Annotated in this window: 15 protein-coding genes; 9 read left to right on the top strand and 6 right to left on the bottom strand. The window is 51.2% G+C overall.

Annotated features, from left to right (window positions below; all coding sequences use genetic code 11):
- Positions 1–222: 222 nt before the first annotated feature.
- From BN348_RS08460 to BN348_RS13220, 6 genes are all read right to left on the bottom strand, one after another.
- A complete protein-coding gene (locus tag BN348_RS08460) occupies positions 223–1,140 on the bottom strand; it encodes a SufB/SufD family protein (protein WP_040197446.1) in 918 nt (305 codons plus the stop codon).
- Complete coding sequence (locus BN348_RS08455; protein WP_040197445.1) at positions 1,137–1,862, bottom strand: ABC transporter ATP-binding protein; 726 nt, start codon at positions 1,860–1,862, stop codon at positions 1,137–1,139. The genes BN348_RS08460 and BN348_RS08455 overlap by 4 nt, the downstream gene beginning before the upstream one ends.
- Before the next feature lie 535 nt (positions 1,863–2,397).
- Complete coding sequence (locus BN348_RS08450) at positions 2,398–2,946, bottom strand: hypothetical protein (RefSeq protein WP_040197444.1); 549 nt, start codon at positions 2,944–2,946, stop codon at positions 2,398–2,400.
- Positions 2,947–3,225: 279 nt separating this feature from the next.
- Positions 3,226–4,824, bottom strand: a complete 1,599-nt coding sequence (locus tag BN348_RS08445; RefSeq protein WP_040197443.1) for a putative ABC transporter permease subunit — start codon at positions 4,822–4,824, stop codon at positions 3,226–3,228.
- The gene (locus BN348_RS08440; RefSeq protein ID WP_040197442.1) at positions 4,817–5,530 is read right to left on the bottom strand and encodes an ABC transporter ATP-binding protein; all 714 of its coding nucleotides are present in this window, start codon (positions 5,528–5,530) and stop codon (positions 4,817–4,819) included. Before BN348_RS08440 ends, BN348_RS08445 begins: the two co-directional genes overlap by 8 nt.
- A gap of 301 nt (positions 5,531–5,831) precedes the next feature.
- Positions 5,832–6,380, bottom strand: coding sequence for a helix-turn-helix domain-containing protein (locus BN348_RS13220; protein ID WP_052446834.1), 549 nt, complete (start codon positions 6,378–6,380; stop codon positions 5,832–5,834).
- Between the two features lie 201 nt (positions 6,381–6,581).
- Here BN348_RS13220 and BN348_RS08430 point away from each other — a divergent pair, with 201 nt between their 5' ends.
- The 9 genes from BN348_RS08430 to BN348_RS08395 form a co-directional block, all read left to right on the top strand.
- Complete coding sequence (locus tag BN348_RS08430; RefSeq protein WP_040197441.1) at positions 6,582–6,950, top strand: GntR family transcriptional regulator; 369 nt, start codon at positions 6,582–6,584, stop codon at positions 6,948–6,950.
- 1 nt (position 6,951) lies between these two features.
- A complete protein-coding gene (locus tag BN348_RS08425) occupies positions 6,952–7,650 on the top strand; it encodes an ABC transporter ATP-binding protein (RefSeq protein WP_040197440.1) in 699 nt (232 codons plus the stop codon).
- Positions 7,644–8,444 carry a hypothetical protein gene (locus tag BN348_RS08420; protein WP_040197439.1) on the top strand — a complete coding sequence of 267 codons (801 nt, stop codon included), beginning with the start codon at positions 7,644–7,646 and terminating at the stop codon, positions 8,442–8,444. The genes BN348_RS08425 and BN348_RS08420 overlap by 7 nt, the downstream gene beginning before the upstream one ends.
- A gap of 187 nt (positions 8,445–8,631) precedes the next feature.
- A complete protein-coding gene (locus BN348_RS08415) occupies positions 8,632–9,903 on the top strand; it encodes a hypothetical protein (RefSeq protein ID WP_156136467.1) in 1,272 nt (423 codons plus the stop codon).
- 329 nt (positions 9,904–10,232) lie between these two features.
- Positions 10,233–10,472: a heavy-metal-associated domain-containing protein gene (locus BN348_RS08410; RefSeq protein ID WP_040197437.1), complete on the top strand. Its 240-nt coding sequence runs from the start codon at positions 10,233–10,235 to the stop codon at positions 10,470–10,472.
- Between the two features lie 15 nt (positions 10,473–10,487).
- Positions 10,488–10,640 carry a hypothetical protein gene (locus tag BN348_RS14065; RefSeq protein WP_197068316.1) on the top strand — a complete coding sequence of 51 codons (153 nt, stop codon included), beginning with the start codon at positions 10,488–10,490 and terminating at the stop codon, positions 10,638–10,640.
- A gap of 68 nt (positions 10,641–10,708) precedes the next feature.
- On the top strand, positions 10,709–12,142 hold the full coding sequence (locus BN348_RS08405) for an FAD-dependent oxidoreductase (RefSeq protein WP_040197436.1): 1,434 nt from the start codon (positions 10,709–10,711) through the stop codon (positions 12,140–12,142).
- Entirely contained in the window at positions 12,139–13,032 is an 894-nt protein-coding gene (locus BN348_RS08400; protein ID WP_052446833.1) for a tocopherol cyclase family protein, read from the top strand. The genes BN348_RS08405 and BN348_RS08400 overlap by 4 nt, the downstream gene beginning before the upstream one ends.
- Positions 13,033–13,295: 263 nt before the next feature.
- Positions 13,296–13,771 (top strand): sodium/proton-translocating pyrophosphatase (locus BN348_RS08395; RefSeq protein WP_040197435.1); only part of this gene is annotated, 476 nt, incomplete at its 3' end.

Genomic DNA, 13,771 nt, shown 5'->3' with positions numbered 1-13,771 from the left:
CCCTTGAACGGCCTTTCTTGGTTACTTCTTTGGCCGGCAAAGAAGTAACGACCACATAGCCAAGTGACACTTGGCAAACAACGTGAAGCCGCTGCGTCACAGCGATACAAAAACCACCCAGCCAAAGATATATATTGATAAACAAAGATTGCGCGTATACTCTAATGATTAACAAAACAAAGGCCATCCGTTTTGAAGAACGGATGGCCTTTGTCTGTGTTATTATTTTAAGAATCCATCAATGATCTTGCTTTCCGCTTCGGATTCGGTAAGCCCCAGCGTCATCAGCTTGGTGAGCTGTTCGCCCGCGATTTTGCCGATAGCCGCCTCATGGATCAGCGAAGCGTCCACATGGTTGGCGGTCAGCTCCGGAATCGCGCTGACAACGCCGTCGTCCATGATGATCGCGTCACATTCCGAATGCCCGGTGCAGCGGTTGTTGCCGCTGATGCGGGAGCGGAACACCTGATGCGAACGGTCCTTCGCGACCGAACGCGAGACCAGATCCGCGCCGGAATCCGCGCCGTTCAGATCAACCTCAAAGTTGGTTTCGGCATACTGGTCGCCATGAGTCATGATCTTTTCCTTGATAACCAGCTTGGCGCCCTCCTTCAGGATGGCCTTGGAAACACGCTTGGTGGAATCCACGCCCTTGATCTGGACGGTGTCCATCATCATGTAGCTGTTCTCGTCCATCTCCACATAGGTCTGCGGATTGATGATCCGCTTGCCGGTGCCTTCGCCGACGCCGATGTGTTTTTCGAGATAGACGACCTTCGCATTCTTATGGATGAAGAATCGATGGATGCCGTTGTGCTGCGAGCTTTCCTCGCCTTCGGTGTGTACGCCGCAGCCCGCCACGATGGTCACGTCGGCATCCTCGCCGATGAAGAAGTCGTTGTACACCAGATCGTCCACATTGCTGTGGGTGATGCATGCCGGAATGTAAACCGTTTCCCCTTTGGTGCCGGGCTTCACGGTGATATCGATGCCCGATTTATCCAGCTTTGTGGTGATCTCAATGGTGTCGGTCGACTGCCTGCCGGCGCACTGTGAATCCTCACGGATGTTAAACGCGCCGGTGATCTCACCGTTCACATCGGAGATCATCTGTAAAAGTTTTTCGGTGATTTTATTCATGACAGTACCTCCTGTTTGGGACAGAACTGGCAGCGTTCCCCGTCGCCGAGCAGCTTCGGCAGAACGTCGTCCTTGCCGCCCTGCGCGGTGATGCTGCCATCCGAAAGCACGATGATCTCATCGGCGATGTCCAGGATGCGCTCCTGATGCGAGATGATGACCAGCGAGCCTTGAATCTCATGCCGCAGCTTTTTAAAAACATCGATCAGGTTGTTGAAGCTCCACAGATCGATGCCCGCTTCCGGTTCGTCAAACAGCGTCAGCTTGGTCTTGCGGGCCAGCGCCATCGCGATCTCAATGCGCTTGATCTCGCCGCCGGAAAGGCTGGCGTTGACCTCGCGGTCGATGTAATCCTTCGCGCACAGCCCCACATCGAACAGGTAGGAGCACAGCTGCATCTCGTCGAGCGGTTCGCCGGAAGCGAGGGTCAAAAGGTCGCGCACGGTGATGCCCTTGAAACGGACCGGCTGCTGGAACGCAAAGCTAATCCCGAGCTTTGCGCGCTCGGTGATGCTTTTTTCGGTGATGTCCTGCCCATCCAGATAAATACGGCCTTCGGACGGGGTCAGGATGCCCGCAATGACCTTGGCCAGCGTCGATTTGCCGCCGCCGTTCGGGCCGGTGATGACGACGAATTTGCCGTCGCCGATCTCAAGATCGATGTTCTTTAATATGGATTTGTCTTCCTCCACGCTGATGGAGATATTTTTTAAACTAAGCATAAGCAACTCTCCAGCTTCTATTTATGCGCCGCCGAAGACGGCGTGTCCTTTGGGTTTCTGTCCTTATTTTAGCACATGATTGTGAAAAAATCTACTAAATACTACCGATTCTGTGGATTTTACCTTTTGCATGATTCTATCGGTCAAAATACGTTGGAATTTGACAGTTTTGCTCCAGATTAGAACAGGTTTATGACATGAAGAGTATGCCCTGCCACGGCTGAAAGAATCCATCGTGAGGATAAACGGCAGAAATATGATGAAAGAACATGCCGAAGTAAAGTTTATAAGGTATATAAAAAAAGGCATGAACTGATTGAATTGATAAGTTTTTAAGCGGGCTTTAGAATGGAGGCCGGTATATCATGATAAGGATAGATGAAGAGCCGCAGATGCTTTTTGCAATAGATGAGCATTGGCAGATGGATTATATTCGCCGAAAAATCCATATATAAAAGAACGGTATGAAAGGGTTTCTCCATGCAGCAGGATGGTGTGCACCGGCGTCATGGAGCAAGTATGAATCCTGTCAATTCTATATCATGGTGGAGGTGTCTTGAAAATCTATGTATTGATGGAACCACTGTATAAACAGCTCATGCGCAATAAGGCTGGGACATAAGTTACTGGAAAATTTAAGAAAGCTACGAATAAATTCTCTGAACATTTCAAGCAGCTCATGCTTCGCTATCCTTTCTGTTTCAGAATTGCATTCACCTGCAAGCAGTTCGGACATGGTGAGCAAGATTTCATCGTTTTTATCATTTTCCCGAAAGTTCAATGTGCGTTCCGTTCCCTGTTCAAAGAAATCGATGGTGAAGCTGCTCTGCCCGTTTTCTAAGCTGTTTACGGCTTCTACGATTTGATCAAACACGGAGCAAAGGTCGAAGCGGCAGTCCAAACGCCACAATGCTTCTCCGAAACCGCTGACATGAAACTGGATACAGCCGGATTCTTCAAACACATCGCAGATATCTGCAATTACGGACAAATGATTATCCAGCCCAGTTTCGTATTCTTGAGGAGGTATGAAAAAAGCAGTACTTTTATTATTTTGATTCCAAATCAATTCAATTTGAAACATGATAATCCCCGCCCACGTATGTTCGATATGGTCTCATCATATTCAATATTTGTAGGTCTGTCAATAGAATGTGAGCTTTTTAAGAACCAGATTAATCCTGGGTAAAGCCGCTGGATGGGTTCCCATTTCTGTTACCGATGTTTTCAGATATGATAAAAACACCGCCTTACCCCATTGAAAGATGGAGTAAGGCGGTTTCGTCATACATGATTCTGCAGGCTGTCTTTTTTGTTTCTGAATATTTTTAAGATTTCCAAAACTTATGATCAAAAGATTTTATCAGTCAAAGCTTTCAAACTGCTGAACGCCTTTGGTCATCAGCCGCCGGTAAAGCAGTACAATGGCCCCCGCAAGCAGAAGCGTGACAAGCGTCATCAACAGCACTTTATTGAGCGGGACCGCAAGCAGGATCACGCCGGTCAGTATCACACTGAAGATGCCGACGAGCATGGTGACCACGACGCTCTGTCCCTGCTTGATGACCGCCGCTTCGTTGGTCCAGTTAAAATTCGGATAGGACAGGTTACAAAGCAGACCCAGAATGGTTGTAAACAGGGTAAAGGCGATCGGGATCAGATACAGGAAGACAATAGACACAGGATCGAGCTTCAGGCCGAAGGCGATCAGGGTGCATCCAACCAGCACGGCTGGCAGGAAGATGCTGAGGTTGACCGCCATCTTGCTTTTAAAGATGCTTCGCGTGTCGACCGGGATCGATTTTAAAATCCAGAGCTGCTTGCCCTCAAGCGAAATGCTGCAGGTGGTGGTGGCGGTAATCGAAACGGTGAACGAGACGAACAGCGGCGCAGCCACCGAAATGATCGAGCTGAGCTGCGGCATCTCGGTCAGCTGGGCCAGCGTTTCCACATCCATAAACTGCAGCGCAACCGCCGCGATGACCAGCAGGATGATGCCCGCAAGCGTGTTCAGGACATACAGCGGGGATGCAATGAACCGCCGCATCTCCTTGCCGAACAGCGCGCGCGGGGCGGAGGAGGTTTTCAGCTCCGTCAGCCGGTAGTTTGCGTTTGATTTGTTGGTGGTCAGCGCCGTGTTGACCTTTTTGAAGATCTTCGAAATCACCAGCACATATATCGCAAACGGCGCCGCACTGATCAGGATGAACAGCAGGAAGCTGATCCAGTTATAGCCGGCGATCGCCTCGATGAACAGCGACACCATGGGATAGATGCGAACCACCACATCCATGATGGACTGGCCGATATCCGCAAAGTTCGGCATGAAATTGCCCATGTTGTACGATACCACGATGACAGCGGCGAGAAAGAGTATCATCAGAACAATGCTGGCCATATTCTTTCCTTTAAAACGGGATGCGATGATGCTGACCAGCGTGCCGACAACCGTAGCCAAAATGATCGGAATCAGCGGAAGCAGCAGGATCAGGATCAGGTAGGCCGGATAGAACATGGCGGCAGGGGATGCCTTCATCACGTAGACCGCGCCGGCCGGGACCATCAGCAGCAGCGTAAAGGCGATGTTCATGCCATAGAGTATCAGCACGCGGCTGGCAACGATGGTGCCGGTCTTGATCGGCAGGCTCATCAGCAGGTCAAAATCCCTGAAGCCGAACAGGATGCCGCTGGATTTGTAGATGGTGGTGAACAGCGTGACCAGGCAGGTGGCGGCCATCATGATGCCAGGCAGCAGTTCGACCCTGCCGATCTGTTCGAAGCCGCTTGCCATCATATAGCTGTACATAAATGAAACGCCGCAGATGACCACGCCGCAGAAAACCATCATCACGAGGAACAGGATCGATTTGTTCTTCTCCTTGGGGTCCTTGGAATAACGGATCCGGTTGATGCCGGAGACATTTAAAAAGTGAATCTTACATATATTGATGATATTAGTCATGATCTATCAACTCCATAAACACATCTTCCAGGCTGTTGTCGCCCTTGACCTCTTCGGTGCGGCCGCAGCTGATCAGTCTGCCGTCTTTGATGATCGCGATCTTGTTGCAGAGCTTTTCCGCAACATCCAGCACATGCGTGGAGAAGAAGATGCTAACGCCCTGCTGGCACAGCTCATGCATGATGCCTTTGAGTGTGTGTGCTGCTTTCGGGTCAAGCCCGACGAACGGTTCGTCCAGAACCAGCAGCTTCGGCGCATGGATCAGTGCCGAGATGATGGCGAGCTTCTGCTTCATGCCGTGGGAATAGGAATTGATGGTGTCGCCTAGATTCCTTGTGATCTCAAACGCGTCCGCATACTGCCGGATGCGCTGCTCGCGCTCTTCCTTGCCGACGCTGAACACGTCGCCGATGAAGTTCAGGTACTGGATGCCGGTCAGGTGCTCGTAAAGATCCGGATTGTCCGGAATGTAGGCGGTCATCCTCTTGCAGCCCATCGGGTCCTTGCGGACCGACAGGCCGTTGATGGCGATGTCGCCCTTGTCAAAATCCATCACGCCGACCACCGCTTTGATCGTGGTGGTTTTGCCGGCGCCGTTGTGTCCGATGAAGCCGAAGATGTCTCCATCCTCGACCGTCAGGCTCAGATTGTCCACAGCCTTCTTGCCGCCTTTATAGATTTTTGTGAAATTCGAGATTGTCAGCATAATGTTGATCCCTCCATATGTATCAAAAGATAGGATAGAAATAAGGATTCGGAAAAATACCCGTCATCCGAATGTCCGCTGTTAAGAATCCGGCAAGACATCTGTTTCTCAGAAATCAGATGTCAAGAATGCAGCAGGGCATCCGTTATCCAGCAGTCGAATGTTGATTGTTTAACGGGATACCTGTCATCCGAGTGTCAGATGTCGGGAACCCAGCAGGACATCTGTTATCCGAATATCAGGTAGACAGGATGTCAGCTTCGCACAACGGCTGTCCGCCGGATGACTGTGTGCGGGCTTCTTATGGCGGACTAACGTCCGAATCATCGTGGTCTGCAAAGTAAGGGGAACAGATCATTGAAAGCCGGCGCGGCTTGCGATCTTCACGGTACTCATTGGTGAGCGCCTGGTTGATCAGCGCGCCGATCTTTTCCATAAGCCCCTCGAATTCCTGATCGCTCATCATCAGCGTCGCCTGGCTGGCAAACAGCATATCCCTTGCATAGTCGTCGGGATCGGCATGCTTCTGGTGGTACCGCTCAAAATCCCCTGCCAGCATAATCAGAAAGGAATAGATGGTGTCGGTGATCTCCCGGCCGTTCGCCATGCCGGCGATCTGTCGGGTCATCCTGTAGGTCCGCTGCAGAGTGCCGCGCACCCGCTGTGTGCTGAAAACTTCCAGAACGCCGCAGTCGGTCAGCTTTTTGATGTGCCGGTACAGGCTTGCCTTGGGCACATCCGGCAGGGCCTGCGACAGCTCGGCCGCCGTCGCGGTCTCATGCAGCAGAAGCTGCTGGACGATGCGCATCCGCACGGGATTCAGGATGGTTTGCATCATGTTTCCGGTCAATAATATTCACCTCGATCCGGATCAAATCGAATAGTATCAAAATTGATATTATTCTTGAATGTGATTATAGTATGATTCAAAAAGATTGTCAAGAGAAAAACAATCTTTTTGAAAAATATTTTCTGAACCCCCTTGACAAATCAATTGTACTATTGTATTATTGTATCAAGCCACTAGTACAATAATACAGGAGATGATCAAATGACCTGGGAACTGAAAACCGACCGGCCAATCTACACCCAGCTGGTCGACCAGATCAAGCTTCGTATCATATCGGGTATCTATGCGCCCGGCGAAAAGATCCCGTCGGTGCGGGATCTGGCATTTGAAGCTTCGGTCAACCCAAACACCATGCAGCGGGCGCTCTCCGAACTGGAACGGGATGGACTGGTGTTCTCCCAGCGGACCAGCGGCCGGTTTATCACGGAGGATGAGAAGATGATCAATGAAATCAAGGACAGTCTGGCAAAGGAACAGATTCTGGAATTTTTCGAAAAGATGGAGAAGCTGGGCTACAACAAGAAGGATACACTGACACTGATGGAGAATACATTGAAGGAGATGGCGTAGAATGAATCAGATTTTACAATGTAGAAACCTCACAAAAGGTTTCAGCGGCAGGCTGGCGCTCAACAATGTCAATCTGGACATTGAACGCGGCCGGATCATCGGGCTTCTGGGTCCGAACGGCAGCGGCAAGAGCACCCTGATCAAGCTTGTCAACGGGCTTTTGACCCCGAATGCCGGTACGGTTCTGGTAAACGGCCAGGCGCCGGGCATCGAGAGCAAAAAGGTGGTTTCGTACCTGCCGGAGCGCACCTATCTGAACGACTGGATGCGCGTGAGCAACCTGATCAGCTTTTTCAGCGACTTTTACTCGGATTTTGATGCGAAGAAGGCCTATGACATGCTGCGCCGGCTGAACATCAACCCGCAGGACCGGCTGAAAACCATGTCGAAGGGCACCAAGGAAAAGGTACAGCTGATCCTGGTCATGAGCCGCGAGGCGCAGCTCTATCTGCTGGATGAGCCGATTGCCGGCGTCGACCCGGCGGCGCGGGATTACATCCTGAATACCATCATCACCAACTACAACCGCGAAGCTTCGGTGATCATCTCGACCCACCTGATCTCCGACATCGAGCAGGTGCTCGACGATGTGATCTTTATCAATGCCGGCAACATTGTCCTGACCTCTTCGGTCGATCAGATCCGGGAGAAGGAGGGCAAATCGGTGGATACACTGTTCAGGGAGGTATTCAGATGTTAGGAAAACTGTTAAAGTATGAATTCAAAGCGACTGCGCGGTCCTTTCTGCCGCTCTATGCGGCGCTCATTGTGATGTCGCTGATCAACAAGCTCCTGTTCTCGATCAACTCGAATTTTTTAAACGGAGCGATCGGCATCCCACAGAGCATCAGCGCGATGCTGTATGGCTTCCTGATCATTGCGGTTTTTGTCCTGACCGTCATTGTCATGATCCAGCGGTTCTACAAGAATCTGCTGAGCGATGAAGGCTACCTGATGTTCACGCTGCCGGTCAAAACGCCCTCGCTGATCTTCAGCAAGCTGATCAACGCGACCGTCTGGATGCTGTGCAGCATCGCCGTCACCGTCGTTTCGGTTCTGATTCTGGCGTACTCGCCGGGCATGTTCTCGGATCTGGCTGCCGCCATCGTGCAGTTCTTCCGCAATGTGGACCTTCAGCTGGGCATCAATGTTGCGGCCGCGCTGGTCGAGTTTATCCTGATGGTGCTTACCACCATCCTCTCCAGCGTCCTGATGATCTATGCGTCCATTGCGCTGGGCCAGCTGATGAACAAGCACCGCGTTTTGGCATCCTTCGGCGCATATCTGGTACTCAACACGGTGATGTCGACCATCTTTATGATTGGTATGATGATCCTGGGACTGATCAATCCGGATTACTTTATGTTCCACATCAGCGGGGAAGCGGCCCTGCACCTGATCATGTGGGGACTGATCCTCTACAATCTGGTGTGCTGTGCGGCGTACTATGTGATCACGCATATCATGCTGAAAAAACACCTCAATCTTGAGTAAACGCTTCAACACATTTATTATAAAACGGCAGGGGCATCCTTTGTATTGGATGCCTCTGCCGTTTTATTTGTTTATTACTGAGATGAAAAGTCTAATTTTACAAAAACGGAAATAATCTTGACATTATATACCGATTGGTTTACAATGTAAATAAGTTGAACCATATATCAAAAAAGGAGACATGATGATGAAAAAGACACTGTCCGTTCTGCTGGCGCTTTGTATGATGCTGGGCGCCTCGCTGTCATCCCTGCCGGCTCTTGCGCAGGATGCTGCATCCGACACCGAGTTTGTAACCCTGCCGCCTCAGGAGGAGTACCAGAATTTATGGGTAGGGGATGCCATTGCATTTGGACCGCTTACAGGCTACTCTCTGAGCGTTGTCACCGACGTAACTGTTTTGGAGGGCGCAGATGTTGCCGAGATCCTGACCGAAACACCTTTCGAAGGAGGTGTGCAATACTTAGGTCTGTGTCTAAAACGGGCCGGTATCGCTAAAGCAGAGGTTTCTTACCGCAATGGGGAAGGACCGATTCACACAAAGGAGATCACATTAAAAGCAGTGGAACGCCCATCTGAGGTTACGGCCGATCCGATCGAAAGAATCCGGATTGGCGATACCATTGATAAAAAGGTGATGTTCCACAATGTCAGTTATGGTTCAAATTTGAGAGTATCGGTTGATGACAGAAGCCTGTTCTTCAACCCAGGCTGGGGAAGCGGAATGTTTGATCTGGCAAGCTTTGAAAGGGATTCTCTGCATTCCTATAGCTGGGGAAAGACCGCCAAAAAACCCGGAGAATTTCTGATGAGTTGTGAAATGCAGGATCAATTTGATGTTTTCCAAAAAGTGGGACAGCCGTTCCGAGTCACGATTGAGATGCCCGACATCACAACCAATGCACCGGCAGAGGCCGCGGTGGGAAGCACAATTGATCTGGTGACCGCTCTGCAGAATACTGCCTGCGCATATGGTTCTGTAGAAAGTTTGGCGGAAGACAGCAAGAAGGATGGTAAGTACTATCAAATTGTTTATCAGGCATCTGTAGAAGTACTGGAGGGAAAAGACTGTGTCAGGCAGTCCGAGCAGGATTATTCGATGACATTGCAGTCAAAGGAAAAGCTGACCTTCTTAAAGCCGGGAACGGTAAAATTAAAGGTTGCCTATAAAAATGCAGTGGTAAATCAGGGCTATCCGGCAGATTACGAAGAAGAATTGAATGATGTCTATGTTCCAGAGAAGGTAATCACCATCCAGGTAAAGGAACCTTCGGAAGAAAGCTCTAGTTCAAGCGGTTCAAATAACAGCAGACCGGTAGAAAGTGCTTCTGAATCTGATGTAAGCTATGGAAAAGGTAATCCCGCGACAGGGGATGCGGCCCCAATAGCTGCGGTTTTAATGTTGACAGCTGTATTGGGAGGAACACTGATTGCCCTGCGCAGGAGGCAGAACGCATAGCATTTGTTTTTATAAGAATGATGAGCAATGAAAACAAGTCTTACTTTAAATATTCTATTGTTAAAAATACCGCTTTTGCACCATGCAAAGGCGGTATTTTATATAAATAAATCTTGAGAGAGGCATTGAATACGTTTGTCTAAAATTAAAGTGATGTAAAAAATATAACAGCGGTTATTAAAGTTGGATAATATAGAGTTCATTTATATGGTATACATCCGATTCGTCAAATTGGCCGAACAGGAAGATAAAACTCCTTTTTAAAAACAAAATCATCGCAGAATATGTGCACGAAAACCGCTCATACTAACAGCAGAGGTGAGACAAGTATGGCAAAACAAAGCGCCTATTTTATTGTGCGGGATGCACATGACAAGCACGATGTCAAAGCGCTCAAAAATGGGCTGGATGAGCTGAAGGGCGTGCTTTCTGTAAGCGTCAACGCCGACCAGTCGCGCATTGCGGTCGATTACGACAGCACCGGCGTACAGCAGGGACAGATCGCGCGTAAAATCTGTAAGCTTGGCTATGACATCATGGAGGACCACAATCAAGCGCATATCATGTGACGGGAGGATACATCGATGGCAAAGGCAGGCATGAGGCGGCCGGACCCGAAGGAGCCGCACGGAACCGAAAGCAACCACAAGACCCATATCCCGAAAAACGATCTGCCGCCGGTTCCGGAAATCAAGGGAAAAGCGAAAAAAGGGCACCAAAAAGCGGGGCCGATGTGAGGAATAAAGGAACCATCTGTTTTTTGGATAAGGACGGATGGTTCCTTTGATATTAGAGAGGTGTTTGTATGGAATCAGTATGGCGTGCAGAGTGCACGATCGATCAAAGACCCGCGCTTCAGGACAACATCAAAGCGGATGTGGCCGTCGTCGGCGCAGGCATGGCGGGCATCCTGACCGCGTATCTGCTGAAGGAGCAGGGTGCGGATGTCGTGATTCTCGAAGCTGGACGGACAGCAGGCGGCGTGACGGCGGATACAACCGCCAAAATCACGTCGCAGCATGGGCTGATCTACCGCCGGCTGACCGATGAGGTCGGCTTTGAGCAGGCGAAGCAGTACGCGGACGCGAACGAAAAAGCGATTAAAAAGTACCGGCAGCTGGTACTCCAAAAGGAAATCGACTGCGGTTTTGAAGAACTGCCGTCCTACGTCTATTCGACAGACAAGGTGGCCTCGCTGGAGGAAGAGGTTGAAGCGGCGCAGAAGCTGGGACTGAAGGCATCGTTTGCAAACGAGCTGCCGCTGCCGTTTTCCACGGTGGGGGCGGTGAAGTTCAGTGGTCAGGCGCAGTTCCAGCCGCTCAAGTTTGTCAAAGAGATTGCCAAGGACCTGACCATCTACGAAAACACGCCGGTGACCCAGGTAAGTGAACAGATGGTCCGCGCCGGAAAATACACGGTGCAGGCGAAGAAGGTGGTGGTGGCCACCCATTTTCCGATCCTCAACACGCCGGGCTACTACTTTATGCGGATGTACCAGCAGCGCTCCTATGTGCTGGCGCTGGAGGGCGCGGCTCAGCTCGACGGCATGTTCATCGATATGGACGAACAGGGATACTCCTTCCGCAACTACAAAAACCTGCTGCTTCTGGGCGGCGGCGGGCACCGCTGCGGCAAGGGAAAAGGGGACAGCTACTGGAAGCTCGAAAAGGCCGCGCGGGAATTCTATCCATCGGCGGCTGAACGGTACCGGTGGTCCGCGCAGGACTGCATGACGCTGGACGGCATCCCGTATATCGGCTGTTATTCCGAGTCAACCCCCTCGCTCTTTGTCGCGACCGGCTTCAACAAATGGGGAATGACCGGTTCGATGACCGCCGCGATGATCCTGAACGACCTGATCGCTGGCCGGAAAAACCCGAACGCCGAGGTGTTCAGCCCACAGCGGTTCCATCTCGCCGCCAGTGCCCAGACCATTATGGATGACGCCGCCGCTCTGGTGTCCTCGTTCTCCAAGCGGGTATTCCACTTTCCCAAGGAGCGGGCCGAGGAGCTTAAAAACGGGGAAGGAAAGGTCGTCGATCTGGACGGCGAAAAGGTCGGCGTATATAAGGATGAAGACGGAAACCTGCACACCGTTTCCGCGAATTGTCCGCATATGGGCTGCGAGCTCTCCTTCAATGCCGAGGAGAAGACCTGGGAGTGTCCCTGCCACGGTTCCCTCTTCGACTGCAACGGCATGCTGCTGAACAATCCGGCGGGGGAGGGAATCTCATCTTGAAAAACTTCCACGGAAACGGCAGAACCTCCAGCTTCTTTGAGGGCTGGTATCTGAAGCACCAGAAGGGAACGGATGTCCTGGCCTTCATCCCGGGCATGCAGGTTGGCCCGGATGGGAAAAAGGAAGCCTTCATTCAGATCATCACTGACCAGAAGTCCTACTACCTGCCGTTCGCGTACACCCAATTTAAAGCGCATCCCAGCCGGTTTGCCGTGTGCATCGGAAAGAGTGTCTTTTCCGAACGGGGCGTCAAGCTGGATATCGATACGCCGGAAGTACGGTGTACGGGTACCGTCCATTACGGCGCGTTCGTTCCGCCCAAAACCCCGATGATGGGGCCGTTTGCACTGAAATCCATGCAGTGCAACCATGAAATCCTCAGCCTGTACCATCCGCTGCGCGGCAGGATCACATTGAACGGCCGCACCTATGAGCTGTCCGGCGGCAGCGGCTACATCGAAAAGGACTGGGGAACATCCTTCCCGAAGGAATACCTGTGGATGCAGTGCGGCGGGTTTCTGGGCCGCGACAACTGCGTGATGGCGTCGGTCGCCGATGTGCCGGTTGGACGCGGCAGCTTCCTGGGCTGCATCTGTTCGGTCTATTACCAGGACCGGGAATACCGGCTGGCAACCTACCGGGGCGCGCGGGTGCTTTACTGGGATTCGGACGGGCTGTTTGTCAAGCAGGGATCCTACCGACTGATGGCCGAAGTCCTCAAACAGACGCCGCAGGAGCTGCGCGCGCCGCAGTTCGGCGCGATGAGCAGGACCATCCGGGAAGGGCTTTGCTGCCGCGCGCGGGTGAGCTTCTATGTCGGGACGCGCAAACGGTTCGACTTCATCACCGAACGCGCGAGCTTTGAATATGTAACCAGAAAGAGATTGTGAAAGTTTACACAATCAAATGAATCTATTTATATATCCACCTCTGACTGCAATATACTGGAATTTATGTAGACATTTCATACAAAATTTTTTGCAAATTTCTGAATTAATGATTGTATATCGAATCGGTTTGTGATAAAATATACACGGTCAATTTGTATCCATGATGGATTTCCTATACACAGGAGGACTCAGTGTGATACGGGAATGAATCCGTTCCAAACGGGAGGGATTCATGCAAAAAATTAATTATGGAGGGTCTTTTTATGGACAATCTAATCTATCTGGCCCCGGTGGGGTCGGTCGTTGCACTCCTCTTTGCAGTCTATCTGATCCGCAAGGTGCTCAAAGCCGATGAAGGAACGGATATGATGAAAAAGATCTCCCTGGCAGTCAGAAAGGGTGCAAATGCGTATCTGAAACGGCAGTATAAAGGCGTCGCGATCTTCTTTGCGGCGATGTTTGTCCTGCTGCTCGTTCTCGGCTTCTGCGGACTGGTCACGATGTTTGTGCCGTTCGCATTCCTGACCGGCGGATTCTTCTCCGCGCTGTCCGGCTTTATCGGTATGAAGGTGGCGACCGCATCCAATGCGAGAACCGCCAACGCCGCGCAGCACAGCCTCAACAAGGGACTGCGCGTCGCGTTCTCAGCCGGCGCGGTCATGGGCTTTGTGGTCGTGGGCCTCGGCCTGCTCGACCTGAGCTTCTGGTTCTTCTTCTTAAAATTCTGGTATACCAATGT

The organism is Candidatus Soleaferrea massiliensis AP7 (genome assembly GCF_000820765.1).
Lineage (GTDB): Bacteria > Bacillota > Clostridia > Oscillospirales > Ruminococcaceae > Soleaferrea > Soleaferrea massiliensis.
This window is presented reverse-complemented; position numbering and strand designations above follow the sequence as displayed.